19 protein-coding genes, 1 tRNA gene and 5 pseudogenes are annotated in these 24,619 nt (G+C 69.6%); 9 read left to right on the top strand and 16 right to left on the bottom strand.

All coding sequences use genetic code 11. From position 1 onward, the window contains the following. Positions 1-121: 121 nt before the first annotated feature. Positions 122-571 (bottom strand): SRPBCC family protein, encoded by a 450-nt coding sequence (locus ACH4S7_RS14185; RefSeq protein ID WP_398521430.1) that lies wholly within the window; start codon positions 569-571, stop codon positions 122-124. Between the two features lie 398 nt (positions 572-969). On the opposite strand from ACH4S7_RS14185, the gene ACH4S7_RS14180 reads away from it, so the two are divergent. Next, positions 970-1,734 (top strand): cobalt-precorrin-6A reductase, encoded by a 765-nt coding sequence (locus ACH4S7_RS14180; protein WP_398521429.1) that lies wholly within the window; start codon positions 970-972, stop codon positions 1,732-1,734. Between the two features lie 165 nt (positions 1,735-1,899). Here the strand turns inward: ACH4S7_RS14180 and cobF are convergent, their stop codons facing one another. Next, a complete protein-coding gene (gene cobF / locus ACH4S7_RS14175; protein ID WP_398521428.1) occupies positions 1,900-2,655 on the bottom strand; it encodes a precorrin-6A synthase (deacetylating) in 756 nt (251 codons plus the stop codon). A gap of 72 nt (positions 2,656-2,727) precedes the next feature. Beyond that, entirely contained in the window at positions 2,728-3,267 is a 540-nt protein-coding gene (locus ACH4S7_RS14170; RefSeq protein ID WP_398521427.1) for a DUF309 domain-containing protein, read from the bottom strand. Positions 3,268-3,381: 114 nt separating this feature from the next. Here ACH4S7_RS14170 and ACH4S7_RS14165 point away from each other — a divergent pair. Further along, positions 3,382-3,458: transfer RNA gene (locus tag ACH4S7_RS14165), tRNA-Pro, on the top strand. 85 nt (positions 3,459-3,543) lie between these two features. Here the strand turns inward: ACH4S7_RS14165 and ACH4S7_RS14160 are convergent. Both ACH4S7_RS14160 and ACH4S7_RS14155 read right to left on the bottom strand, forming a co-directional pair. Next, a complete protein-coding gene (locus ACH4S7_RS14160) occupies positions 3,544-4,767 on the bottom strand; it encodes a tyrosine-type recombinase/integrase (RefSeq protein WP_398521426.1) in 1,224 nt (407 codons plus the stop codon). Then, a complete protein-coding gene (locus ACH4S7_RS14155; protein WP_398521425.1) occupies positions 4,767-5,096 on the bottom strand; it encodes a helix-turn-helix domain-containing protein in 330 nt (109 codons plus the stop codon). Before ACH4S7_RS14155 ends, ACH4S7_RS14160 begins: the two co-directional genes overlap by 1 nt. A 281-nt stretch (positions 5,097-5,377) precedes the next feature. On the opposite strand from ACH4S7_RS14155, the pseudogene ACH4S7_RS14150 reads away from it, so the two are divergent. Both ACH4S7_RS14150 and ACH4S7_RS14145 read left to right on the top strand, forming a co-directional pair. Next, positions 5,378-6,473: pseudogene (locus tag ACH4S7_RS14150) on the top strand (IS630 family transposase). A gap of 69 nt (positions 6,474-6,542) precedes the next feature. Continuing rightward, positions 6,543-8,123: pseudogene (locus ACH4S7_RS14145) on the top strand (IS1182 family transposase). A 179-nt stretch (positions 8,124-8,302) separates the two neighbouring features. On the opposite strand, the gene ACH4S7_RS14140 reads toward ACH4S7_RS14145, so the two are convergent. Both ACH4S7_RS14140 and ACH4S7_RS14135 read right to left on the bottom strand, forming a co-directional pair. Then, entirely contained in the window at positions 8,303-8,872 is a 570-nt protein-coding gene (locus ACH4S7_RS14140) for an SGNH/GDSL hydrolase family protein (protein WP_398521424.1), read from the bottom strand. A 572-nt stretch (positions 8,873-9,444) separates the two neighbouring features. After that, positions 9,445-9,747, bottom strand: a complete 303-nt coding sequence (locus ACH4S7_RS14135) for a hypothetical protein (protein ID WP_398521423.1) — start codon at positions 9,745-9,747, stop codon at positions 9,445-9,447. Positions 9,748-10,383: 636 nt separating this feature from the next. Between ACH4S7_RS14135 and ACH4S7_RS14130 the strand changes: the two are divergent. After that, positions 10,384-10,587: pseudogene (locus tag ACH4S7_RS14130) on the top strand (cold-shock protein). Between the two features lie 31 nt (positions 10,588-10,618). Here ACH4S7_RS14130 and ACH4S7_RS14125 read toward each other — a convergent pair. Together ACH4S7_RS14125 and ACH4S7_RS14120 are read right to left on the bottom strand one after the other, a co-directional pair. After that, positions 10,619-11,478, bottom strand: a protein-coding gene (locus ACH4S7_RS14125) for an IS5 family transposase (protein WP_398521422.1) whose coding sequence is annotated in 2 segments (ribosomal slippage) — positions 10,619-11,127 and positions 11,127-11,478 — 861 coding nt in all. Because the reading frame shifts where the segments join, the coding sequence is not laid out codon by codon here. Positions 11,479-11,605: 127 nt separating this feature from the next. Then, positions 11,606-11,839 carry a UDP binding domain-containing protein gene (locus ACH4S7_RS14120; RefSeq protein ID WP_398521421.1) on the bottom strand — a complete coding sequence of 78 codons (234 nt, stop codon included), beginning with the start codon at positions 11,837-11,839 and terminating at the stop codon, positions 11,606-11,608. A 47-nt stretch (positions 11,840-11,886) separates the two neighbouring features. Here ACH4S7_RS14120 and ACH4S7_RS14115 point away from each other — a divergent pair. Then, positions 11,887-12,339, top strand: a pseudogene (locus tag ACH4S7_RS14115) (glycosyltransferase family 2 protein); the annotation flags it as partial. Between the two features lie 117 nt (positions 12,340-12,456). Here ACH4S7_RS14115 and ACH4S7_RS14110 read toward each other — a convergent pair. From ACH4S7_RS14110 to ACH4S7_RS14100, 3 genes and pseudogenes are all read right to left on the bottom strand, one after another. Next, a pseudogene (locus ACH4S7_RS14110) lies at positions 12,457-13,146 on the bottom strand (aldehyde dehydrogenase family protein). Positions 13,147-13,240: 94 nt separating this feature from the next. Beyond that, the gene (locus ACH4S7_RS14105) at positions 13,241-14,992 is read right to left on the bottom strand and encodes a CocE/NonD family hydrolase (RefSeq protein WP_398521420.1); all 1,752 of its coding nucleotides are present in this window, start codon (positions 14,990-14,992) and stop codon (positions 13,241-13,243) included. Positions 14,993-15,047: 55 nt separating this feature from the next. Further along, entirely contained in the window at positions 15,048-15,755 is a 708-nt protein-coding gene (locus ACH4S7_RS14100; protein WP_398521419.1) for an SDR family NAD(P)-dependent oxidoreductase, read from the bottom strand. Positions 15,756-15,854: 99 nt separating this feature from the next. On the opposite strand from ACH4S7_RS14100, the gene ACH4S7_RS14095 reads away from it, so the two are divergent. Then, positions 15,855-16,514, top strand: coding sequence for a TetR/AcrR family transcriptional regulator (locus tag ACH4S7_RS14095; protein ID WP_398521418.1), 660 nt, complete (start codon positions 15,855-15,857; stop codon positions 16,512-16,514). A gap of 20 nt (positions 16,515-16,534) precedes the next feature. On the opposite strand, the gene ACH4S7_RS14090 is transcribed toward ACH4S7_RS14095, so the two are convergent. The 3 genes from ACH4S7_RS14090 to ACH4S7_RS14080 form a co-directional block, all read right to left on the bottom strand. After that, a complete protein-coding gene (locus ACH4S7_RS14090; protein WP_398521417.1) occupies positions 16,535-17,878 on the bottom strand; it encodes a cytochrome P450 in 1,344 nt (447 codons plus the stop codon). Positions 17,879-17,944: 66 nt separating this feature from the next. Beyond that, on the bottom strand, positions 17,945-19,318 hold the full coding sequence (locus ACH4S7_RS14085) for a cytochrome P450 (RefSeq protein WP_398521416.1): 1,374 nt from the start codon (positions 19,316-19,318) through the stop codon (positions 17,945-17,947). After that, positions 19,315-20,295 (bottom strand): pentalenene synthase, encoded by a 981-nt coding sequence (locus ACH4S7_RS14080; RefSeq protein WP_398521415.1) that lies wholly within the window; start codon positions 20,293-20,295, stop codon positions 19,315-19,317. The genes ACH4S7_RS14085 and ACH4S7_RS14080 overlap by 4 nt, the downstream gene beginning before the upstream one ends. 397 nt (positions 20,296-20,692) lie before the next feature. On the opposite strand from ACH4S7_RS14080, the gene ACH4S7_RS14075 reads away from it, so the two are divergent. Then, positions 20,693-21,730: an AraC family transcriptional regulator gene (locus ACH4S7_RS14075; RefSeq protein WP_398521414.1), complete on the top strand. Its 1,038-nt coding sequence runs from the start codon at positions 20,693-20,695 to the stop codon at positions 21,728-21,730. 265 nt (positions 21,731-21,995) lie between these two features. Here ACH4S7_RS14075 and ACH4S7_RS14070 read toward each other — a convergent pair whose 3' ends face one another. Continuing rightward, the gene (locus tag ACH4S7_RS14070) at positions 21,996-23,429 is read right to left on the bottom strand and encodes an aldehyde dehydrogenase family protein (protein ID WP_398521413.1); all 1,434 of its coding nucleotides are present in this window, start codon (positions 23,427-23,429) and stop codon (positions 21,996-21,998) included. A 110-nt stretch (positions 23,430-23,539) separates the two neighbouring features. Between ACH4S7_RS14070 and ACH4S7_RS14065 the strand changes: the two genes are divergently transcribed. Next, positions 23,540-24,460, top strand: coding sequence for a helix-turn-helix transcriptional regulator (locus ACH4S7_RS14065; RefSeq protein WP_398521412.1), 921 nt, complete (start codon positions 23,540-23,542; stop codon positions 24,458-24,460). Positions 24,461-24,619: the final 159 nt, after the last annotated feature.

The raw sequence follows: 24,619 nt of genomic DNA, 5'->3' as shown, positions 1-24,619 counted from the left end.
CCGCCACGCGGGGGCCGGGGGGGCGGGCGCGCCCCCCCCCCCCCCCCCCCCCCCCCCGCCGCCCCCGCGCCCCCCCCCCCCCCCCCCCCCACGACAGTGGTGCCCCCGGGGCCCCTCGCGATCAGGCCGTACCGCGCCAGCCGCCGGACTCGACGCCACGCGCCTCGATGAACTCCTTGAAGCGCGCGAGATCCCCCTTGGCCTGCCGCCGTACGAAGCCCAGCTTGTCGGCGACCGTGTCGGCGATTCCGGCCGGATCGTGGTCGAGCTGGAGCATCACCTTCGTACGGGCGTCATCCAGCCGGTGGAAGGTGACGACCCCGGCCTGTCGGACATCACCCGACACGGTCGTCCATGCGACCCGCTCGTCCGGGCGCTGCTCGGTGATCTCCGCGTCGAACTCTCGCTTCACCCCGTCGACCGAGGTCACCCAGTGGGTGAGCGTCGGGGTGCGCTGTTCGACATGTTCCACACCCCCCATGAAACGGGGGAACTCCTCGAACTGTGTCCACTGGTTGTAGACCGTGGTGAGAGGGGCGATCACCTCGACGGACTCTTCGATCTTCGACATCTCTGCTCCTCGTCCTATCGCTTACGGGGACATCGGGTCGGGTGCCCGCGTACGGATCCTCGACACCCCTACGTCTACGCCCACGCCGTACGAGCGCACCGGGGAGCGGCGCCGGCGCCGTCTCCGGGAAGCCAGGGGACATACGTGGCTCGGCCCCGGGCACGCGTGGGGCGTGCCCCCGGGCCCGGCCCCCGAATCCAGCCGGGGCCGGCCCCGGGAGAGCCACCCCGAAGCGCACCGCCGTGCCCACGCCGGTGCTCCTCCGGGACGCACGGTGCTGGTACGACTGGTGCGCCTCCGGCGGCGGGTCAGCCGGCGCGACCGGCACGCCTCGGTCCACCAGCGCGCCTCAGGCGGGGGTCAGCCGTCCGGGCCGTCGGCGCAGTAGCCTCGACTGCATGTCCCCTCCGCACCTCCTGATCCTCGGCGGCACGACCGAGGCCCGACAACTCGCCACGGCACTGGCCGCGCGGCCGGACATCAGGGTCACCACCTCACTCGCCGGGCGGGTGGCGGCACCCCGACTGCCACCGGGAGAGGTAAGGATCGGCGGATTCGGCGGGATTGAGGGGCTGGTGTGCTGGCTGCGGGACCACGCGGTGGCCGCCGTCGTGGACGCCACGCATCCTTTCGCCGTCACCATCAGCGCGAACGCCGCCGAGGCCGCTACCCGTACGGGCGTCCCGCTCCATGCGCTGCGCCGCCCCGGCTGGTCGGCGGGGCCCGGCGACCGCTGGTACGAGGCGGACTCGCTGGCCGACGCCGCCGACCGGCTGCCCGCACTGGGCCGGCGGGTCTTCCTCACCACCGGGCGGCTCGGCCTCGCCGCCTTCGCCCCGCTCGACGGGCTGCACTTCGTCGTACGGTCCGTGGAGCCGTGCGAACCACCGATGCCCCGGCAAATCGAGACGATCCTGGACCGGGGGCCGTTCACGGTCGAGGGCGAGCGCGCCCTGCTCCGTGCGCACCGCATCGATGTGCTGGTGACCAAGGACAGTGGTGGACCGGCGACCGTCGCCAAGCTCGTCGCCGCACGGGCGGCGGGGGTGCCGGTCGTGCTGGTCCGCCGCCCGCCCGTGCCGGGCGGGGTGGCCACCGCCGAGGACGTGCCCGGGGCGCTCCGGCTGCTCGGATCGCTCCACGGCTTCCGCGCACTCGACTGACCGGTGTGCGTCGCCGGCCCGGCCCGGACCCGTGATCCCCTCCGGGGCCCGGGCCGCTGCCGCCCGGGCCCTCCACTCGATCCTGAGCCCGGTCGGCCGGCTGGGGTCGGTCGGCCCGCGGGGGCTGGTCGACCCGGATACGGGGGCCGGTCGGCGGTGGGCCGCTCAGCCGCGCCGCAGTAGATAGGTGTCCATGATCCACCCCTTGCGCGCCCGCGCCTCGGCCCGTAGCCCTTCGATCCGGTCCGATACCTCCGCCAGCCGTCCCGACACCAGGATCTCGTCCGCCGTTCCGACGTAGGCGCCCCAGTAGATGAACAGATCCTGGTCCAGATGGCGGGTGAACGCCTGGCGTGCGTCGAGCATCACCACCACATCGTCCACCCCATCCGGCCAGCCCTCGGCGAGCCGCCGCCCGGTGGTGATCTGCACCGGGCGGGCCACTCGGTTCAGTCCCGTACGGTGCCTGGCCAGCAGCGCGGAGACACTGCTGATCCCCGGCACCACCTCATGGTCGAAGGCGACGGTTCCCCGCTCCAGGACCTCCTCCAGGACGCCGAGCGTGGAGTCGTACAGGGCGGGGTCGCCCCACACCAGAAAGGCCCCGCACTCGCCGTCGGCCAGTTCCGCCGCGATGAACCGCTCATAGAGATCGGCCCGGCGGGCGCGCCAGTCGTCCACGGCGGGGGAGTAGTCCGGCGTCCGGCGGTCCCGCTCGGGATCGGGGGCCTCGATCAGCCGGTACGAACGGTCCTTGACATGCCTGTCCAGAATGTCCCGTCGTAGCCGGGTCAGATCCGACTTGGCCTCGCCCTTGTCGAGGATGAAGAACGCGTCAGCCGCGTTCAGCGCCTTGACGGCCTGGAGCGTCAGATGGTCGGGATCGCCCGCCCCGATGCCGATCACATAGATTTTCCGCACCCGCCGAGTTTGCCGTACGGGGTGGAGCGCCCCGCACGGGGACCCCGGACCGGGGGTGCAACAGCGAGGTCGCTACGGCTCCGTACCAGGTGGCGGAGGTGGGTTCGCCGAACTCGGCGGGCTTGGCGGGCGCGCCTTCCGATGGGTCAGCCGGGGGGCCTCGGCGGCCGGGTCCACCGGACTCGCACGCGGGAGCCGGGCCGCCAGTTCCCGCGCCCACCCCACCAGGCCCGCCACGTCGATGCCGTACGGATCCTCGAAGTCGGCGATCCGGTCCGCGCCCCTCAGCAGCAGACGTGCCCCGCCGGTCACATTGCCGCGTGCGCCGTGGGTGAGCCCGACGGCGAGCTGTGCGAGCCCCCGCCACAACTCCCGCTCCGCCCCGGGACCGGACTTCCAGGCGTCCTCGAAGACCTCATGCGTGTGGAACGGTCTGCCCGCGTCGAGCAACCGCTGAGCCTCGTCCAGCGTGCGGTCCGGCGGCCGCACCACTCCCTCGGGCTGCCGTTCGATCCCCGGCGCGCCGTGGGGGAGAGGGCGCCCCAGTCCGTCACGGGGCCGTGCGTTACGGGCCCGCCCTTCGTCGTCGCGGTCCCTCGATGCCTTGTCCACGAATCGATTCTCCCCGAATCGGTCACATGGCCGCAGGCCGGGCGTCCGGAGGAGCCTCGGAGTGGGGTAATGTTTGCCCTGCGCACAAGGCCCCACACCGGCCGGAACGCGCATCGGGACGTGGCGCAGCTTGGTAGCGCACTTGACTGGGGGTCAAGGGGTCGCAGGTTCAAATCCTGTCGTCCCGACCAGCGTTTTCGCAGGTCGTAGGCGGTATCGGAGAAATCCGGTACCGCCTTTCCGTATGTCTTGGGGACCATTTGGGGACCACACGTTCTAGCGACGCCTTCCGGGGACGGGCTGGACCGCGAGGCTGAGGGGTGCGCGGACGGGGTTGAGGTGGGCGGTGAGGGCGGTCCCGGCGCCGGTGATCTGGGACATGTCGGGGTGGAGGTAACGCTGGGTGGTGAGCAGGGATCCGTGTCCGGCGATCTTGCGGAGGACGTGGGCGGGGACTCCGGCGTCGGCGAACCAGGTGAGTCCTGTGTGCCGCAGATCGTGCCGCCGCAGGTGTTCGAGGCCGAGCACGGTGACGACCTCGTCCCAGTGGGTGGCGTCGCGCAGGACGGCGGTGGAGATCCGCCCGCCACGCGGCCCGGTGAAGAGGCGCGCTTCGGGGTTGGGGCCTGCGGCGAGGATGCGTTCGGCGATGAGTGGGCGGATCTCTTCCACGATGGGTACGTGGCGGGCGCGTTTGCCTTTGGTGTTCTTGTCGATGAGTCCGCCGGGTGCGGGGGTGGTCTGTCTGCGGACGGTCCAGATCCAGTTGGTGGTGTCGATGTCGGCGACGCGGACGCCGGACACTTCGCCGATGCGGGCGGCGGTCGTGGCGGCAAAGACCACGACCTCACCCCACCCCTGGTAGTTGCCGTGGGAACGTTCCACGAGCGCCTGGGCGAGGCGGAGCAGGGTGGGCCAGTCGCGCAGTGCGAGGGCACGGGGGTTGTCGAGTTCGTCCTCGGCCTGCTTGTACTCGCGCTGCCAGCCGGTGACCCGGGCCGGGTTGACGGTGATCAGCTCGTCCCGGACCGCCTGCTCCATCACACGGACGAGGACGGCGAGGCTGTTCTTGACGGTGGAGCGGCTCTGTTCGTCGGCGATCCAGCCGTGAACGGTGCGGTCGACAGCCCCGTTGCTGATCATGCGTACGGGGATGTGCCCGAGCGCGGGGACCACCCGGCGGCGCCAGCCGGCGAGATACGGATCGAGCGTCTTCAACTCCAGACCGCGCAGCGCCAGGTCCATGTTCGTAGTGCCGTACTCGGCCAGCGACATGGTGGCCACATCCGGCGCGATCCCCGCCTCCGCGGCCTTGAGGATCCCGGAGATCCAATCCTCAGCCTCGTCGTGCGTGTCCTTGCCCTCGGAGAGGGACCTGCGGCGCTTGGAGGCGGGATCGAACCAGCGGACGCGGGCACGGTAGGGCGAGGCCCGGCTGGGACGGTGCTCGATGTCGCCGGCCACCCGCACCCCGAGCGGGACAGCCTCGGTGTAGGGCATCAGCCCACCGCACCGGGCATGACGCGGCGTTCGGCGAGCCAGGTCTCCACATCGCGGACGCTGTAGAGGACGACCCGCCCGCTGATGGGAACGTACGGGGGGCCTTGCCGGGGATGCGCGGTCCGCCAGCGCCGGAGAGTCGAGGGATCAACCCGGAGAAGTTGGCCGAGCTCTCCGGTCGAGTACCAGGCACCGGACAGTTGTCCGTCCGGCTCGGTGTGGGGAGATACGCCGGATGGAGTCGAACGAGAGGTCGTGAAGTCCTGAGAAGAGGGCTGGACGGGCAGCAGTGAGCGGGTGGACGAAGGGTGCGTGTGCGGGTGGTTCACCCTTCAAATCTCCGCAAGATCCCCGGTTAGGGAAACCGGCGATCACCTGCTATAAAGCCCGCCGTGTGGCGCCGAGCCCCTCTCGGACGAGACCGGCGGGCAGTGGGGCCTCAGGAAGGTGTGTGGCTGGTTCGGTTGGCCATCATCTTTGCGATTGCCCCTGGTGCGCGGCTGCGATGAGAGTACGGCGGACACCGGCGTGGCTGTCCGACGCGAGGTCGCTTCGTATCTCTGGAGGCAGGGCTAGTGTCCTGAGTCCTTGATCCGTCGTTCTTCAGTGCATGGGACGTCCTGGCCCGAAGCTGGCCGTGTTGGTGTTGTCGGATGTCGAGCGGCAGGTGCTCGGTGCCTGGGTGCGGGGGCGATCGACTCCACAGGCACTGGCGTTGAGAGCGCGGATCGTGCTGGCTTGCGCCGGGATAGAACCGAGCGGCCTGCCGCGTTCGGCCACTGCGGTAGCCGGCGAAGTGGGCGTGACAACGGAGACCGTGGCCAAGTGGCGGCGGCGCTTCCTGCGGGACCGGCTCGACGGCCTGGGGGACGCGCCTCGTCCGGGCCGGGTGCGCACGGTGACCGATGAGCAGGTCGCCGAGTTGGTCCGGGCCACCCTGGAGACGAAGCCGAAGAACGCCACGCACTGGTCGACGCGGTCGATGGCGAGCCGGGTCGGCCTGTCGCAGTCGACCGTCTCCAGAGGCTGGCGGGCGTTCGGTCTGCAGCCACACCGGGCGGAGTCGTTCAAGCTGTCCACCGACCCGTTCTTCGTGGACAAGGTCCATGATGTGGTCGGGCTCCATCTTGACCCGCCCGAGCGGGCCTGGGTGTTATGCGTCGATGAGAAGAGCCAGATCCAGGCCCTGGACCGGTCCCAGCCGGTGCTGCCGATGATGCCCGGGGTGCCCGAGCGCGCCAGCCACGACTACGTGCGCTCGGGCACCACCACCTTGTTCGCGGCCCTGGACATGGCCAGCGAAAAGGTCATCGGCTCACTCCACCGCCGCCATCGGGCTGCCGAGTTCAAGAAGTTCCGACAGGCCCCGGCCGGCCTGCAGGTGCACCTGATCCTGGACAACTACGCCACCCACAAAACCGAAGCGATCAAGAAGTGGCTGCTGGCCCACCCACGGTTCCACCTGCACTTCACACCCCAAGAGCGCGTCGTGGCTGAACATGGTCGAGCGGTGGTTCGCCGAGCTGACCAACAGGAAGCTCCGGCGCGGCATCCACCGCTCCGTCCAGGCCCTCGAACGCGACATCCGCGCCTGGCTCGCAGACTGGAACGACAACCCCCGCCCCTACGTCTGGACCAAAACCGCCGACCAGATCCTCGAATCCCTCGCCGCATACTGCCGACGGATCAAGGACTCAGGACACTAGAAGGCTCATGAAGATCTTGGGGTTCTGGCCCTGCCGCATTGGCGGTAGGGCCAGACTCGTCTTGTGGCGATGGGTGAGTGGGTCGGCGAGACCGTCGGGCCGGACGTGTGGGAGACCTGCCGGGATCTGATCCCGGCAGGGAGTGTGTTCGCATTCCTGGCCGAGCACCGTGACGAGCTGTTCCCGGCGGCGATGTTCGTGGACATGTACCCGTCGGCGAACGGACGGCCGAGCATGCCTCCGCAGATCCTGGCCACCGCGGTCACCCTGCAGTCCCTGCACGGGCTGTCGGACTTCGAGACGGTCCAGGAACTGCGATGCACCTGCGGTGGAAGGCCGCATGCGGCCTGGGCCTCCACGACATGGCCTTCGACCCGTCACTGCTGGCCTACTTCCGCCGCCGGCCGGCCCGTTCCGCCCGCCCGAACCGCGTGTTCGAGGCCGTGCGCGAGGTCGTGAAGGCCACCGGCGTCATCAAAGGCAGGCACCGCCGGGCACTGGACTCCACCGTGCTGGACGACGCGGTCGCCACCCAGGACACCGTCACGCAGATCATCGCCGCCGTCCGCGCGGTGATCCGCGAGGTCCCCGGTGCCGGGACGGTCGCGGCTGCGCGGTGCACCGCACACGAGTACACCGACCCGGGTAAGCCCCGCATCGCCTGGAACGACGAGCAGGCCCGCGCCGAACTGGTCGACGCACTGGTCACGGACGCCCTGCGCCTGCTGGGCCACCTGCCCGAACAGCAGCTCGGTGAGAAAGCCGCGAACGCGGTGGGAATCCTGGCCCTGGTCGCAGGACAAGACGTCGAGCCCGCCGAGGACTCCGACGGCCGTGACGGCCGCCGGCGCATCACCCGGGGCACTGCCCCTGGCCGGATGGTCTCCACCATCGATCCCGAAGCCCGGCACATCCACAAAACCCGCAGCCACCGGCAGGACGGCTTCAAGGCCCACCTGGCAATCGAACCCGAGACCGGCTTGTACACCGCCGTCGCCCTCAGACCCGGCACCGGAGCCGAACACCACGAAGCCGCCGTCGGCCTGGACCTGCTCGCCGACGAGGACAACCCGCTGGACGTCTTCGGTGACACCGCCTACTCCACCGGCGACGCCGGCCAGACCCTCCACGAGGCCGGGCACCGGCTGTTCCTCAAACCCGCCCCACTGCGGCCCGCCGTCCCCGGCGGCTTCACCCTCGACAACTTCGCCATCGACACAACAGCCGCCGTCGTGACCTGCCCAGCCGGACACACCGCGCCCCTGTCCGGCCCCGGCGGGCAGCACCACCAGCGCAAAGCCTCTTTCGGGGGCCTGTGCACCGGATGTCACCTGCGCGAGCGGTGCACCAAAGCCAGGGCCGGACGCATCCTGACCATCCGACCTCACCACAATCTCCAGACAGCAGCCCGCCACCAGGCCGCCACCGACCCCGACCGGCAGGCCGACTACCGCCGCTGGCGGCCACCGGTCGAACGCGCAGTCGCCTGGCTCGTCCACCACGGCAACCGGCACCCTGCGCTACCGCGGCACCATCAAGAACGACACCTGGCTCCACACCCGAGCCGCCGCCCTCAACCTCCGCCGGCTGATCAACCTCGGACTCACCCACACCAATGGCACCTGGCACATCACACCAGCCGGTGCATGACCACAAGGGCCGTCCGGCCTGCCGACCGGACAGCCCCTCACCAAGATCTTCATGAGCCTTTTAGGGCCTGTCTCCCAGAACTGAGGCCGATGTAGGGCTGGATGGAACATGGGACTGGCCTCCGGCTGGTGCCGGAGGCCAGTCCGCTGCGGGATCGTCTGCAGGGTGCAGGGTGTCGGTCAGCCAAGAGTGTTCAGCAGCGCTTCTTCGATGTGGTCGGCGGCGTTGCGGTGGCCGAGGGTGTTGGGGTGGACGACGGACAGCTGGGCGGGGAGGGTGACGAAGCCTTCGACCCACTTGGTGTCGTCGCAGACGCTGTGGTTGCGGGAGGAGGTGTAGAGGTCGACGAAGCCGGCGGGGTCCTGGGTGCCGGTGGAGTCGGCGATGGCCTTGTTGAGGGGCTCCAGGACGTCGGTGCGCAGCCAGGCCAGGTCGCCTTGGGTGATCGTGCCGAACTGTGTCAGGTCGCCGAAGGTGCACTTGGAGGCGTCCTGAGGGATGACCGTGGGGTAGCCGACGGCCAGGATCTTCGCCTTCGGGGCGCGCTCGTGCAGCACGGTGAGCATCCGGTCGTAGTGTTCGCGGACCGTCTTCAGCCGGGCCGGGACGCCGGTGGCCAGGGCGTCCTTGCACGGGGTGCCCTTGCCGTCGTGTTCGGCGCCGAGCTCGGCGCACTTGGTGAGGAACTCGGCGAAGCCGAGGGTGTTGCCGCCCACGCCGACGGTGATGACGTCGGTGTCCGCGCCCACCGCCGCGGACTGAGGGGGAACCGGAGAGAAGGGGTAGTCCGGGTCCTCGGAGAAGGGCGGCAGGTGGCGGCCGACCGGGTCCTGGGGGTGTCGGTGACGTTCTCGATGGTGGCGGCACCGCAGCTGACGTTGGTCAGCTCGAACAGGCCGCCGAGATCACGGTCGATGACCTGGGGGTAGGAACGGTCGGTACGGTCGCAGCCGTCGCGTGGGACCTCGAAGGTGTCGCCCGCGGCCCGGATGACCCCGGCGGTGTACGAGTCGCCCAGGGCGACCCACTGCTTCTGCCCGGCCGCGGCGGCGGGGTGCGCCCCGGCGGACTGCACGGGGACGAGGGCGCTGGCGGCGAGCACAGCAGCCGAACCGAGAACGGCCAGACGAACACGGGACTTTGTCACGAATACTCCAGAAACTAGGCATTGATAATGGTTTCACCCTAGTCACTCAGAGTGCAAGATCAACTACCAGGGGCGTCCGGCCGGGAACCGGCAGCGGGCGTACTCCCACGGGACAGGGACCCGGACCGTGGCGGCCCGGGCCCTGCCTTCAGCGGCTCGGCGTGGTGAGAGCGGTTAGACGGTGGTGGCGAGCCAGCCGACCTGCTCGGTGGTGTGCTTGCCGTCGCTCACGACGCTGGCGTTGACCCTGACCTCGTTCAGCCGGATGAGGAAACCCTTCTCGGTGACCTCGTGAACCCGGATCCCCGGCGTGTCGGGCCCGTTGAACGTCTGGGTCAGCGGCAGCACGATGACCTCGGACCCGGCCGGGAACGGCGTCGGGAACGTCACCTTCGTGAACGTGGAGGTGTTGCCCCCCGCGGTCTCGACGGCGTTGTCGGAACCAAGGTTGATCTTGCCGGTCTGAATCATGGCCATAAGGAGACTCCTGTGAAAGGTTCTGCGGCTTGCACTCCGACGATCAACCCCAAACCGCCCCCGCAGAACCCCATTCCGCTCTTTCCACCCGGATAGCTGATCATGTTTCAGCCACCGGCCCGACGCACCGGTTCATCGCCCTCGGAGCCACCCCTCGAGCACGCAGAAGCGGCCCTCACCAGCGCAGGGCCCGCACCGGACATGGTGCGGGCCCTGCGCGCCGTGCGGGATCAGACGGCCGGTGTGTAGCGGACGAGGAAACGCTCCACCGCACTCCGCCACCCAGCGGGACGTCGCGGGCCTGGTGCCGAGGGCAGGCCGCCGCCGGCACCAGGGGTCCGAGCCGTACTCCAGGAGAGGGCCTGTCCCGCGCACCCATACGGCACGGTCTGCCCAGACCCTATCCAGCACCGCCGGGCCGGTCTGCTGCCGGGCGGCGCGGGGCGGTGGCCCGCGCCGCCGCCACGACGGTGCCGGTCACCGGACCGCGCGAGACACACCCTCATGAGTGAGGTTCCGCGAAGATGGTGGATCTTGCGGCAATGGCAGGAAATGATCAAGTGCTGGAGTCCGCCCGACCGGACTCCGGCCGGGGCGTCAAGATCGTGCCGAGGCACTGACGAAGGACTGGGACTGATGGCAACAGGCACTGTGAAGTGGTTCAACAGCGAGAAGGGGTAACGGTTCCTCAGCCAGGACGACGGCGGCGCAGACGTGTTCGTGCACTACCAAGCCATCCAGATCGACGGATACAGGAGCCTGGAGGAGAACCAGCCGGTGGAGTTCGAGGTCACCCAGGGGCCCAAGGGGCCGCAAGCGGAAATGGTCCGCCCCTTGTAGCCCCTCGCCCCGGTCCTGGGCCGGCCCGCAGTCAGGACCGTGTCCACACGAGAATCGCGGCGAGGTGCAGTGCGGCCTGGTAGGCCATGGCGAGCTTGTCCGTTCGCATGGCCAGACCCCGCCACTGCTTAAGGCGATTGATGCACCGTTCAACGGCATTGCGCTGCTTGTATGTCTCGGCGTTGGAGCCGGGCGGGCGACCACCGGCGCGACCTCGCCGCAGCCGGTGACCGACCTGGTCGGCGGGCTGTGGGATCACGGCACGGATACCTCGCCGCCGGAGATGCTCACGGATTGCGCGGGATGAGTACGCGCGGTCCGCCAGGACGGCGTCCGGCCGGGTCCGCGGCCTTCCGTGCCCCCTTCGCGGAACACGGATGCTGGCCATGACGGCCTCGAAGGCCGGCGCGTCGCCCGCCTGGCCCGCGATGACGCGGAGGGCCAAGGGGCGTGCTTGGCTGTCGCTGGCGAGATGGACCTCCGTGCTCAGGCCGCCGCGGGAACGACCAAGACCATGGTCTTCGGGCTCAGCCCGATCTGGCGCCCCCTTTTTCTGGCTCCGGCGGCGTGCTGGTGGGCCCGGCAGACGGTGGAGTCCACTGATACGGTCCAGCCGATGTCAGCAGCCTCGTCGGCCGCTGCCAGGAACGCGGAGAGGATCCGTTCCCAGGTACCATCTGCGGCCCACCTCAGCAGCCGTTTGTGAGCGGTCTGGAACGGGCCCAGCTCAACTGGCAGGTCCCGCCAAGGCGAGCCGGTGCGGTACTTCCACACGATGGCTTCCAGGGTTCGCCGATGGTCGGCCCATCGCCAGCCGCGAACCGGGTCGGCCGGCATCAGCGGCTTGATCCGGCTCCACATCGCATCAGTGATCGCTAATCGGATGGACATGTCCGATCAACCGACGAGCGAATCAGGGAGACACGCTCTAGCTGTATTGACCCGCAGGGTTGTTAACGCGGCTGATGGGTGGGTGTCCGCCGAGGGCGGTGTGGCTGCGGTGGGGGAGGTCGACGAGCTACAGAACCTCGACGTTCGCTCCTGACAGGCGATTCCGGCAGTCGAGGACATAGGGTGCGTTCTTCTCGATCATCGGAAGGTCGAACTTGCTGTGGTCCATGAGGAGCACCACGGCATCAGCGGCTGTGATCTGCTCCGGGCTCGCATCGACCCGGGGCACGTTCAGCTCGGTGTCGTCGCCGTCCGGGGTGTTGGGGTCGGCGCCGCGGACCTCGGCGCCGAGGCTGATCAAAAGCTCGGCGACACGTGCCGAGGGTGAATTGCGCAGGTCGGTGGCGTTTCACCTCGTACTTCAAGATGGACGCCGACTACGCCGGTGAGAGCACCGACTGGGTCCCGAACGGACGGGTGGTCCGTGCGCGGGAGCATGTGGACTACCGCGCGATGCTGGTCCGGGACCACATCGGTGCCCTTACGGCTATGTACGACCGCAACATCCTGGGCACGAGGCTGATGCCGGAGATGCGCAAGCGCCAGGATTACGCCCTCTGGCTGTCGATCATGCGCGGCGGCGCCGACGCCCGGGGCCTGGCCGAACCCCTTGCGGTGTACCGGGCCGGTCAGGCGGGATCGCTGTCCTCCAACAAGCTCTCCCTCGTGCAGTACAACTGGGCCCTGTACCGCGAGCACGAGCACCTCTCGGTACCGCGGGCGACGCGGGCACTGGCGGGCGCCGTGTGGCAGTCGCTCCGCAACTCGCGGAAGAGACCAGTCGGGTCTGTGACCTGCTGATTTTGCTGAGGTGGGGCTGCTGACCTGCGTAAATGACCTTTCGGCTCTTTCGCGGCCATGCCCGTTGATGCAGCCGGAAGTCCCAGAAAAGTCCCAGGGAACTCCCACCGCCCGCAGTCACTCATTGGGCTCTATGCGGAGAGTGGGGGTGCGGTGTGGGCTGGTCCGTGTGTATCGGTGCTCTGCCCTGAACGATCGGCAACGTGTCCTGCTTGAAAGCCTCGCGGCCGTAGAAGAAGCCCATGCCTGTGCGCCCAGCAGCGAAATCGTATGCGCACCGGCGGCCACGGTCGCGATCACCCCTGGCCCGCGGCGCCGGTGGCCTCGCGCCAGGATCCCGGCCGAGAGCGGTGCCACCTCGGAGGGCTTGAGGACCACGGTGGTTCCGGCCAGCAGCGCCGGAACCACCGTGGTGACGACCTGCTGGAGCGGGAAGTTCCACGGGGTGATCGCGCCGACCACGCCGATCGGCTCCCGCACCACCGGCGAGTTGGCGATCTCCTCGCTCCACAGGAAGTCCGCAGCGGCGTCGGCGCCGGCTTCGATCGACATCAGTGGCAGACCGGCCTGGCCCATCCTGGCGAAACTGATCGGTGCGCCCATCTCGGCGCTGATGGTGACGGCGATCTCCTCGGTGCGGGTCTGGAGCCCAACGGCGATGCGGCGGACCAAGGCGATCCGCTCGGTCGGGTAGGTGGCCGACTACGTGAGGGAAGCCCGGGCGGCGGCCTGGACCGCGCGGTCGACATCCTCGGCACCGCCGTCGGGGACGGTGGCGAGGACGGCTCCGGTGGCCGGGTTGACCACCTGGATCACCGGGCAGTTGAAGGAAACGGCCGCAGGTGAGCACGGGCGACGAGCACGGCCGACAAGCACCGGCCGCCGTCTTGATGGTGTGGCTTCACCGGGCCGTGGTCTCGCGGGTGATGACGGGAAGGGTGATTCTGCTGGGGTGTCCCGGCCCGCGGTGGATTCTGTTCACGGCGGTGGACATCTGCGTGTCGTTCTCCGTGGCGATGACGCCTCCGGTGTTGGAGTTGCGGTCGTAGCGGGGGAAGTTGCTGCTGGAGACTTCGACCAGGATGCGGTGGCCCGGCAGGAACACGTTCGCCGTAGCGATCAGGTCCACGGTGATCTCATGGACGGTGCCCGGTTCCATCGGCTCGGGGGTGTCGAGCGAGTCGCGGTAGCGCATGCGCTGGATGCCGTCGCAGAGGTTGATCGCCCGGCCGTCGGGATGGACGTCGACCAGTTTCACGGTGAAGTCCGTGTCGGGTGCCGAGGAGGAGACGAAGAGGGTCGCCGACACCGGTCCGGTCACTTCCATCGGGGTGTCCAGGGTGGCGCTGGTGAAGCAGAGGACGTCGTCCCGGTTCTCGACGGGGCGCTGGTCCACGGGCCCGGCGGAGCCGGTGGGCCGCATGAGCGAGCCGCCCAGGGTCGGGGCCGGTCTGCGGGGGTCGTAGAGGTAGGTGTCGGTGTAGTCGTCCGCAGGGGCTTTCAGGGTCAGTGTGCCGGTCCCGGAAGAGGTGTTGGCGGGTCCCGGGCCGTCGAGATGGTAGGGGGTGTACCGGGTGTCGGGCAGGGGCCAGTCCTCCTCGTCGCGCCATCGGTCCGTGCCCATGACGAAGATCCGGACTGGTGCCAGGTTGTCGAGTGCTTCCTGTCTGCCCCGGAGCCAGCGGTCGAAGAATGCGAGATGCGCGCCGGTCATGTCCGCCGCGTCGGCTGATGCTGTGAAGCCGAAGCTCCGGTCGGGGAAGACCCCGGTGGTGGAGGAGTGGGTCCATGGCCCCATGATCAGCCGTTGTCCGGTGCGGGCCTCGGGTGAGCCTCCGTGGCGTTTCATCTCCGTGTACGCCCGGAGGGTCTCCCCGGCGAAGGGGTCGTACCAGCCGCCGATGTTCAGGGCGGGGACGGTGATTGATCCGGCCTTGTCCAGGGCGGACAGCTCCCGCCAGGTCGCATCCCGGCCGGGGTGTCCCATCGCCTGGCCGAAGATCCACGGTTGGCGCGCGGCCAGGGCGGGATGGGCGGTCAGCGGGGTGATGGACGCTTGGGCGGTGAGGTCGTCGAACGCCGATCCGATTGCGGCAGGTTCGGCCGGATCGCCCGTGCCGCCGGCCAGGTCCCGCAGGGCGTCGTTCGCGCTCATGATCGTGGCGAACATCAGGACGGTGTCGAGGGAGAGGGCGCCGCCCGGTGAGTAGTACGGGGCGCGGTACAGATCCGCAGAGGCGATCGACGGTGCGATGGCCTTGAGGCCGGGAATGCCGGTCGCGGCGGTCTGCCACTGCGTCATCCCCAGGTAGGAGACGCCCCAGGTGCCGACCGTGCCGTCGCACCACTCCTGCCGGGCGAGCCAGGCCACCGCGTCCGCGCCGTCGCCGCCCTCGTGGACATGGGGTGTGTAGCGGCCCTCCGAGCCGAAGGTGCCCCGGCACTCCTGGAGCACCACCGCGTATCCCGCCTCCACCAGCCGGAAGATGTTCGGCGAGGTGAAGCCGTAGTTGGCGAGTTGGTGTTTGCCGTAGGGGTTGCGGACCAGCAGCGCCGGTACGGGGGTATCGGTCTCCGGCAGCCAGATGTCGGTGGCGAGCTGTGTGCCGTCGCGCATGGGTACGGGTGTGCCGACGGTGACGCGATACGTCATGACGTAACCCTTCGAAGTCGTCTGGTGCGGCCAGCGGTGGGCATGCCGTGGAGTGTCAGGGGGCCGGGTGGACGATCTCGATCCGGTCCCGCTGGGTGACGAGGTTCCAGACGAGGTCGGCCAGCTCGTCCGGGTCGACCGTCGGCAGGTCGATGGCGAGTCTCATGTCGCCCGAGTGCAGTGCCCGGTGGGCTTCGCTGCGCTCGATCACCGCACGGACGGCCAGGCCGCCGACGTGGACTCCGCGGTCCGCGACTTCGCCGTGGAGCGCATGGAGGTAGTTGCGGAGTGCGGCGAGGACGGGTACGGGGCCGGACAGGCCGGCCGCGGGGGTTACCACGGAGGATCCGTAGCCGAACAGGAGGGCGCCGTCGCCGCGCTCCAGCATGCCCGGGAGCAGCGTGTGCGCGAGTTCTACGGGGCTGAGCAGGTAGAGGTCGAGCCATGCGCGCAGGACGGCCGCGTCCACATCGGCGGCGGGGATCAGGGTCGCGGGGACGAACGGCGCGTACACGGCCACGTCGATGTGCCCGAAGCGGGCTTCGATGGCGGCGACCAGCTCCGGGATGTTCTCCGTGCGCCGTAGATCCGCCGGGAACGCCGCCGCCTCGACGCCGTCGGCCGCGAGGAGGGCGGCCAGCCCGTCGAGCGGATCACGGCGGCGGGCCACAAGCGCGACCCGGTATCCCTCCCGGCCGAAGCGACGGGCGACCGAGGCTCCCATTCCACTCCCCGCACCGAACACGGCCACGGTTGTGCGCATGACTCCGCCCTCCACCCATCACAGATTGAGGCAGTACCTCAAGTTGTGATTCCACCGTACCGCTAACCTGAGAGGTGTCGTCAAGTTAATGGAGGTGTCATGCCGGACCGCCCCGCCCCCGCCCTGCGCGCGGACGCCCGCCGCAACCTGGAGAAACTCAAGGCCGCCGCCGCCGAGGTGTTCCGGGAGCAGGGTCTGAGCGCGCCGCTGGAGGAGGTCGCCCAGCGCGCGGGGGTCAGCATCGGGACGCTCTACAACCGTTTCGGTGGCCGGCAGGAACTGATCGACGCGGTGGTGCCCGAGCTCGCCGGGGCCAAGCTCGGCGAAGCCATGCGGCGCGCGGGAGCACAGCCCACTCCGTGGTCGCGCTTCGCCGTCTACATCGAGGAGATGTGCGCGCTCCAGGCCGCCGACACCGCACTCAACGACATCATCGCCCGCTCCTACCAGGACGCCGCCGAACTCACCGCGATCTGCGCGGAGTCGGTGGTCTACGGCACCCGGCTCCTCGCCGAGGCCCAGGCCGACGGCTCACTGCGCCCCGACCTCACCGCCGACGACGTATTCGTGGTGTTCTGGCTCAACTCCCGGCTGACCCGCACCACCGCCGCGACAGCACCCGACGCCTGGCGCCGTCATATCGCCTTCCTGCTGGACGGCCTGCGCACCCCCGCCGCCACCTCACTGCCGGCCGGCCCCGAGACCGTGACAGCCTCCCTGCCCACACTGCTCGGAGGCGGCCCGCCACGGCGGAGGTGACGACTCGCCGCCGGTCCGGGTCATGCATGGACGGCCCGCTGAACGCGCATGCGGGTGGGTGGGGCCATGAGCAGGGTCCCGATCAGGGGGCGGTCGGTGACCGGGCCCGCGTGCTCCAGGTGCCAGCTGCTGAGGACGGCGGCCACGGCGATCGTGGCCTCGGTGATGCCGAAGACGTCGCCGATGCATTTGCGGCGGCCGGCTCCGAAACCGAAGAATGCCTGGCGCTGTGCGGGTGTGACCTGCTCGGGGCTCCAGCGGTCGGGGACGAAGGCTTCCGGGTCCGGGAAGAGTTCCGGGTCGCGGTGCAGCGCATAGGGGCTGTAGAACACATCGGAGCCGGCGGGGATGTGGCCTTCGCTCCAGTGGACGTCGGCGGTGGTGGATCTGCTGACGATCCAGCCGGCCGGGTACAGGCGCACGGTCTCGGTGATGACCTGCTGGGTGTAGGGCAGGTCGTGGAGGTCGCTGTGGCCGGGCGGGCGTCCGCCGAGTGTCCCGGTGATCTCCGCCAGGAGTTCCTGGCGGATGTGGGGGTGGCTGTCGAGCAGGCGCAGCAGCCAGACGAGGGTGGCGGCGGTGGTCTCCACCCCGCCCATGAGGATGGTGACGACCTGGTCGTAGATTGCCTGCTGGGGGTCGTCCTCCTCCTCGCAGGCGGTGATCACCATGGAGAGCAGATCCCCGTAGTCGCTCGTCGTCGCGCGGTAGTGGGAGACGACCTGGTCGAGGACGTGGCGGGTGAGCCGCATCTGCCGGTCGAACCGCCGGTTGACCGGCAGCGGGATCCGGGGGAAGAGGCTGCCCGGGATCACCATGCGCCAGTACAGGCCGCGCAGGATCTCGGGGAGGGCGCGGGCGATCTGTGCTGCCGCGGGTCTGGCCTCCACGGCCGAGATCAGGGTCCGTGAGGTGACCTTGGCGGTGATCCGGTGCATCTCCTCGTTGAGGCTGATGACCTGTCCGGGTTGCCAGGAGCCGGTGACCTCCGCGACGCACTCCTGCATGATCCCGGTGTACCGCGAGAGCTGGGTGGAGTGGAACGCGGGCTGCATCAGGGGACGCTGGCGGGCGTGGTCGGCGGCCGGGCAGGTGGCGAGGCCGTTGCCGAGGAAGAGGCGCGACTTCTCGATGAGCGGTCCGCCCTTGTCGAAGAGCCTCTGGTCGGCGAGGTGGAGCCGGCGCACCAGGTGCGGCCGTGTCACCACATATGCGGGCCGGTTCCCCAGCCGGATACGGACGACGGGGCCATGGTCGCGCAGGTGGTGGAAGAAGGCCAGCGGATCGGGTGCGAGCCGGGGCACGTGCCCCAGGAGCGGCCATGCCCCGGGGACGATGGGGGACGGGGATACGGACGTTTCCATGCGGTCCTCGCGGAGTGGTCGGACGGTACGCGGGCGTGACCACTGAGGCCGGCCCGCGGTACGGGCTCAGGCGGCACCGGGTCCGGTGGTTCGCGCGCGTGGGGTGATCGTCAGATGGTGGGGGCGGACGGTGGTGCTGGCGACGGGCTTCACCGGACGGATGCGGTGGGGGTGCAGGTCCCAGCGGGCGGCGATCTCGGCGACGGTGAGGAGCATCGCCGTCCAGGAGAAGTTCTCGCCGAGGCACTGCCGGCTGCCGAGGCCGAAGGGGAGATAGGACGAGCGGGAAACGGTGGGGGCGTCCGGGAGCCAGCGGTCGGGGTCGAAGCGCTGGGGGTCCGGGAAGACTGCCGGGTCGTGGTGGACGATGTACTGGCTGTAGGCGACATTGGCGTGCGCGGGAATCAGGTAACCGCCGAGGTCGACCGGTGCGGTGGTCCAGCGGGTGAAGAGATAGCCCGGCCCGTGGTGGCGCATCACCTCCGTCAGCACACAGCGGGTGTACTCCAGGGACGCCAGATCGGCGGGGCCGGGCGGCCGGCCGCCGCACACCGTGTCCACCTCGCTCCGCACCCGCCGCTGGATGTCCGGGTTCCGGCTGATCTCGTGCAGCGCCCACGCGAGGGCGGTTCCCGGCGCCTCGCCGGTGGTGCCCAGCATGGTGACGGCCTCGTCCGCGATCTGGGCGTCGGTCATCCCCGCACCCGTGTCGGGGTCCCGGGCCGCCAGCATGGCCCGGAAGACCCCGCCCGCCGCCTCCGGGCTCTGCCGTCCTTCGCGGATGAGAGAGTCGATGATCCCCCGCAGCCGGGCCAGGGCCCGGTCGAATTCACGGTTGGCGGTGACCATGACCCGGTTCGCCCAGGACGGTGCGACCGTCTTGCGCATGACCCCTTTCATCAGGGTCCGCAGCAGCCGGTAGAACTCCTCTTCCCTCGGCGCCGGGAGCGTGGGACCGAACAGGGTGGTTAGGAACGCGGCCACCATGACCCGGTCCATCTCGGCGGCGGCCTCGAACGGAATACCCTCCCGCCAGCCGGAGACCCGCCCCCGGACGGCATCCCGCATCACGTCGGTATGGGCCGCGATGTACGACCGGTTGAACAACGGCTGGAGAATGCGCCGTTGACGCCGGTGCCCGTCACCGTTGATGGTGCCGACTCCGCTCCCGAAGATCAGCGCGAGATTGTCGCCCATGCGGCCTCCGGTCTCGAAGTGCCGGGATTCGGAGGTGAGCACTCGGCGCGTCAGTTCGGGATCGGTGACCATATACATGGGCAACGTGCCGATGTTGATACGGACGACGCCTCCGTATGAACGGAGGGAGTCCAGGAATTCCAGGGTGTGACGCCACAGGTGATAGGCGTGCCCCAGGGCCGGGAGATTTCCCGGTGCCACGGGAATCAGACGCGTTGATTCCTGTGCGGTGGGCGACGTCATGATGCGGTCTCCTGCTCGCGGGGGGTGTACTCGGTCGCATAGCGGCCGGATCGTTCGGCCCAGTCGTAGTCGCCCCGCATGACGGATCGCAGAGCGTCGGCGTAGCGGTCGACCGATGCACGCTGCGCCCCGGCAAGGCGGTAGCTGTCGCACAGGCCGGGCAGTCCGGCTTCCAGAACCAGGAACCGCTCCGTGCGGGAGCGGATCATCCGGCGCATCTCCTCGACTGCCTCGGCACGCGTGCACCGTCGCCGCTGTTCCAGGATGAGCAGCAGATTGTGGATCTCCCCGCGGGCCTCCTCCTTCTCCACGGAGCAGAGGTCGTTGTGGATGGTGTCCACCTCGGCCGCGATGTGCCGCATGGCGGTCAGCCGACCGTCCGCGTACACATGCTCGGGCACCTCGAAGCGGCCGAGCCGTTCGGCCAGATCCACCGTCGGATAGACGCCGATGGTCTCCCGGCGCAGCAGCAGATGCTCCTCGACCGTGGGCATGAGGCCGCGCTGCCGGTGACGCGCCTCGATGACATATCCGGAGAGATAGGTGCGCCAGTGTTCTGTGGCGCGATGGCGCCACTGCGGGGACATGCCGTCGCAGCTCCGCCGCCACAGATCGGAGAACGCCCGAACCACGGGGGCGTCGGAGGGTGCCGCCGGGCGTCCAAGGACCCGGGCGACGCTCTCCACGAGTGCCCGCGCCCGGGTAGGGTCCTCACCCTCCGGACCATCGAACATGTCGTCGAACAGGAAGAACCAGCTCATCAGGTCGACACCGAGATCGAGGTCGTTGCCGACCGCGTCGGGATAGAACCGTGCCGCCAGCTCCGCGTAGCGGGCACCCGTATGCCTTCTGGCGGCCTCCTCGCTGTGCAGGAGGCCGTGCGACCGGGGCCAGTGAAGGTGCCGTTCCCGCGCGCGGTCGACATCACGACTGATCCGGCGCGGGAATGGAATATGAAGATCGATACCTCTGGGCACGGCCTCTTCCTCGCAGAATGATCAGGGTCGATGCGCTCCGGGCGGACTCCCCCGGACTCTCCCTCACGGAAGAGCCGTTTCGGACCCGCTTCCCGACGTCCGTACCAGAGGCCGGCTCTGTGCGATTCGGCCCGAAAGCCGGGGAGAGGGTTTCTCTCTGGAGGCTCGACCGCCAGGACCACTCCATGTTCCGGCGTATCCGTGCCATGGGGTCATGAGGTCCGGAATCAACAGGGCATGGGAATCGAATGCATGTGTGTTATGCGTACAAATGAGTGGGGAATTCTTCGTGCAATGCACCGCTTACTGGTTGCGGAACGGGACTTGTCCAGGATGCGCCGGACAGCGCCTGCGGTACATGCTTGCCCGTCCCACTAAGTTGCGCGAGAGTCCCTTCATGGGCGCACCGCCGTATCTGGGATCGACCAATCCCGACCCACTCACCCACACCCTCAATGTCACCAGTGCGCGCTGCGTACTCGCTCGTGGTCTCACCGCCGGCGGAGACTGGGCCCTGCGGTTTCCGGCCCCCGGCAGACTCAAGGTGCACGCCGTGCTGCGCGGCGTCACCTGGCTGACGGTCGATGGCGACGAGCGACCCGTGTTGCTGAAGTCGGGGGATGTGGTGGCCTTCGGCGGAGGTCTGCCCTACGTCCTGGCCGCCGATCCGTCCGTGCCCCCGCAGGACGCACTGGCACTGCTCGGAACCTCCCCCCACCTCTTCGCCCACGCCGGAGACGAGGGCATCACCGACATGGTGTCGATCGGAGCCCACTTCGAACTGAATACCGCAGGAGAGGACTTGTTGCTCCAGGTGCTGCCCCCGGTGATTCACCTGCCCCGGGACGGCGAGGAGGCACCGACGCTGTGCTGGCTCCTCGAACAGGTGCTGCGCGAGATGAGCTCCGACCGCCCGGGCAGCGGCCACGTGACCGAATACCTCTCCCACATGGTCTTCGCCCACGTCCTGCGCGCCTACCTCGCCCGGAACGAGTCCTGTCCCCCCGGCTGGCTCCGGGCCCTCGCCGACGAACGCATCGCCCCGGCCCTGCACCTGATGCACACCGATCCCGCCCGGCCCTGGCAGCTCTCCGAACTCGCCCGGGCAGCCGCCATGTCACGCAGCGCCTTCGCCAGAGCCTTCACCTCCGTGGCGGGTGTACCACCGCTCACCTACCTCCACCAATGGCGCATGCGCCTGGCCGAACACACCCTGCTCCATGAAGACACACCGGTCTCGGAGCTGGCACTCTCCCTCGGCTACGCCTCCGAGAGCGCCTTCAGCCACGCCTTCAAACGGGAGAACGGAGTCGCCCCCAAGCGCTACCGGGACACCGCCCGTGTGCCACGGGACCGCGACGAAGTCGAACGAGCGGTGGCCGCCGCCTTCAGAAAGGTGTGCCAACCCGGCGGGGAACACTCCGCCGGCCGATGAAACCCCCATCGGCCGCCGCAGGGCCGTACGGCCCTGCAGAGATGAGCGCTCCTCCCGGCACTTCGGGCAAGAGGCGTCCGGGCCCTTCCCGGCCGAAGGGGGCGGTGGCGACCCGCTGGAGGTGCGCGGGATCGCGGGGCTGCCATCGAGCGGGACCAGGACAACGAGACCTCAAGACCGGGTAATCGTCTCCACGCCTGCTGCTCGGTGTCCTGCCGAGACCGTGAGGGATGCCCGCGCCGGTTGTGTTCTCGCCGAAGTGGGACTACCGCCGCCGGATCGTGATGGTCTGCGGCAGCGTGTAATCCAGCAGCCCCTCCTGGCCGCCTTCGGTTCCCAGGCCGGACTGCTTGTGCCCGCCGAAGGTGACATGCGGGGAAAGGTGCTGGACCTCATTGATCCACACCGTGCCGGCCCGTAGCCGCCGCCCGACCGTCGCTGCTGCCTCGGCGTCCGCCGACCAGACCGAAGCGCCCAAGCCGTACTCGCCGGTGTTGGCCCGCGCGACAGCGTCCTCGACGTCGTCGAACCTCAGCAACGGCAGCACCGGTCCGAACTGCTCCTCCCGCACGATGCGCGCGTCGTCCGGCGGGTTGTCGACGAGCGTCAGTGGTACGAGATAGCCGGGCCCGTCCGCAGGGACTCCGCCGAGGAGGAAATCGTGGCCTGCCTGCCGGGAGTCGCGCAGCAGGTCCACCACACGGTCGTACTGACGGCGGTTCTGGACCGGGCCGAGCCGGACGCCCGGCTCGGTGCCGTCGCCGACGGTGACGGAGGCGGCATAAGAGGCCAAGGCCCGCTTCAGCGGCCCGTGGACGTCCCGGTGGATGTAGAGACGCTTGATGGCCACGCACACCTGGCCCGAGTTGGCGAACGCGCCCCAGAACAGCTTCGCGGCGACATCGTCCACATCGACGTCCGGGAGCAGGATCGCCGGATCGTTGCCGCCCAGCTCCAGCGTCACCCGCTTCAGACGCGGCGCCGCGCCGGCCATGACCCGGCGGCCGGTCGGCGTCGAGCCGGTGTAGCTGATCATGTCGATGCCGGGGTGGGAGGTGATGCGCGGTCCGAGGCCGTCCTCGCCCGAGACGACGTTCAGTACGCCGGGCGGCAGCACACCGCGCAGGAGCTCGCCCACCTTGAGGGAGGTCAGCGGGGTGAACGGGGACGGCTTCCAGACCACGGTGCACCCGGCCAGCAGCGCTGGGCCGATCTTGAACGCCGCGTTCCCGATCGGGTAGTTCCACGGCACGATTGCGCCGACGACACCCACCGGCACGTGCCGGGTGGTCGAGAGCCGGTCGGGGCTGTCCTCGTTCACGGTCTCCGGCAGCGTCAGGGCGGCGGTGTCACGCAGCCACCAGCAGAAGCCCCTGATCTCGCCCGCGGCGTCGGCCAGGGGCTTGCCCTGCTCGGCCGTCAACAGCCGGGCCAGGGGCTCGACACGGGTTTCGACGGCGTCGGCGACCGCCAGCAGGGCCTCGCGGCGCATGTCGAACGAGGTCGCCGACCAGGCCGGGAGGGCGTTGCGGGCGGCCGAGACGGCCTGGTCGAGCTGCTCGTCGGAGCAGGACGGGGCGTGGGCGACGACGGATTCGTCGATCGGGTTGACGACCGGGTAGATCGGCGGCGCGGCCACGGCCGCGCCGCCGATGGTGAGGGTGAAGCCGGTGGATTCCAGTTCGGGGATCGCGTTCATGACGTGCACTGTCGCCCCTTCCGGGCAGGGGAGGAAGGCCGGTCCTTCCCAGGTGTACGGCACCCAGGAAGACGGCCCCCGACCGGGCCGGGGCGACGTACTCTGCCCGGATGAGCGGTAACCATCTGGGAGAGTTCCTGCGCGCCCGCCGTTCCCTGCTCCAGCCCGACGATGTCGGGCTGGCCGCCACCCGTGCGCGGCGGGTCGCCGGACTGCGCCGCGAGGAGGTGGCCGTCCTGGCCGGCGTCAGCGCCGACTACTACGAACGGCTGGAGCAGGGCCGGGAGAGACACCCGTCGGGCCAGGTGATCGACGCCATCGCCCGCGCGCTACGGCTGGAGGACGACGCCCACCGGCACGCCTACCGCCTGGCCGGCCTGACCCCGAACACCGAACCGCGCCCCGGTCCCCCTGATCAGGACCGTGTCGGCCCCGGCCTGACGCGGCTGATGGACGCCTTCCCCACCGCCGTCGCCTGCATCGTCAACCGGCGGCTGGACGTCCTCGCCTCCAACGCCCTCGCCGACGCGCTGCTGGCACCGCTGGCCGACCGCCACAGCATGGTCCGTACCCTGTTCCGCGACCCGTCCGCCCGGGAGCTGTTTGCCGACTGGCATGCGGTCGCCCGTGACACGGTCGAGGCGCTGCGGCTGGCCGCCGGGCACGACCAGCACGATCCCGAGATCACCACCCTGGTTGTCGAACTCCTCGCCGAAAGCCAGGAATTCGCGGCTCTCTGGCGCGACCACCGGGTCAGTGGACTGGGAAGCAAGACCAAGGTGTTCAACCACCCGGACGTGGGGCGGATCACCCTCGCCTACCAGGCATTCGAGGTCCAGGCAACACCAGGACAGTATCTGCTGGCCGGAACCGCAGAACCAGGGAGCGCGGACGCCGACTCACTCGCCCTGCTCGGATCCCGCCACACCGGAGGTCGGCCACGGCAGCGCCCGACCACACGGCCCACCACGACCAAGACGGTGCCAGGCGCAAAGGCAGCGCCCGTCGATCTCGACAGCCGACTTGCCTGACGAATCGCCCAGCACGCCGACGACCGCAAAGACGAGCGCGCCGCACTACTTCCTCTCCCGACCCGCGCCGTTCACTGCGCGAGCGGGCCAAGGCCCCGGGCATCGCAGGAGTGCGCTGCGGCTCGCTCACCGGCGCGCTGTTGTCCGGTGCGGGCGAGT

This window comes from Streptomyces sp. NPDC020965 (genome assembly GCF_044333555.1).
Taxonomy (GTDB): domain Bacteria; phylum Actinomycetota; class Actinomycetes; order Streptomycetales; family Streptomycetaceae; genus Streptomyces.
The sequence above is the reverse complement of the archived record's forward strand: the minus strand, read 5'-3'. Positions and strand labels throughout refer to the sequence as shown.

Excerpts from the sequence above, each read along its gene's own strand:
- ACH4S7_RS14100 (WP_398521419.1), bottom strand. The coding sequence starts at position 15,755 with ATGCGCACAACCGTGGCCGTGTTCGGTGCGGGGAGTGGAATGGGAGCC.
- ACH4S7_RS14065 (WP_398521412.1), top strand. The coding sequence starts at position 23,540 with ATGAGCGGTAACCATCTGGGAGAGTTCCTGCGCGCCCGCCGTTCCCTG.
- ACH4S7_RS14160 (WP_398521426.1), bottom strand. The coding sequence starts at position 4,767 with ATGCCCTACACCGAGGCTGTCCCGCTCGGGGTGCGGGTGGCCGGCGAC.
- ACH4S7_RS14095 (WP_398521418.1), top strand. The coding sequence starts at position 15,855 with ATGCCGGACCGCCCCGCCCCCGCCCTGCGCGCGGACGCCCGCCGCAAC.
- ACH4S7_RS14180 (WP_398521429.1), top strand. The coding sequence starts at position 970 with ATGTCCCCTCCGCACCTCCTGATCCTCGGCGGCACGACCGAGGCCCGA.
- ACH4S7_RS14090 (WP_398521417.1), bottom strand. The coding sequence starts at position 17,878 with ATGGAAACGTCCGTATCCCCGTCCCCCATCGTCCCCGGGGCATGGCCG.
- ACH4S7_RS14075 (WP_398521414.1), top strand. The coding sequence starts at position 20,693 with ATGGGCGCACCGCCGTATCTGGGATCGACCAATCCCGACCCACTCACC.
- ACH4S7_RS14135 (WP_398521423.1), bottom strand. The coding sequence starts at position 9,747 with ATGGCCATGATTCAGACCGGCAAGATCAACCTTGGTTCCGACAACGCC.
- ACH4S7_RS14185 (WP_398521430.1), bottom strand. The coding sequence starts at position 571 with ATGTCGAAGATCGAAGAGTCCGTCGAGGTGATCGCCCCTCTCACCACG.
- ACH4S7_RS14085 (WP_398521416.1), bottom strand. The coding sequence starts at position 19,318 with ATGACGTCGCCCACCGCACAGGAATCAACGCGTCTGATTCCCGTGGCA.
- ACH4S7_RS14105 (WP_398521420.1), bottom strand. The coding sequence starts at position 14,992 with ATGACGTATCGCGTCACCGTCGGCACACCCGTACCCATGCGCGACGGC.
- ACH4S7_RS14070 (WP_398521413.1), bottom strand. The coding sequence starts at position 23,429 with ATGAACGCGATCCCCGAACTGGAATCCACCGGCTTCACCCTCACCATC.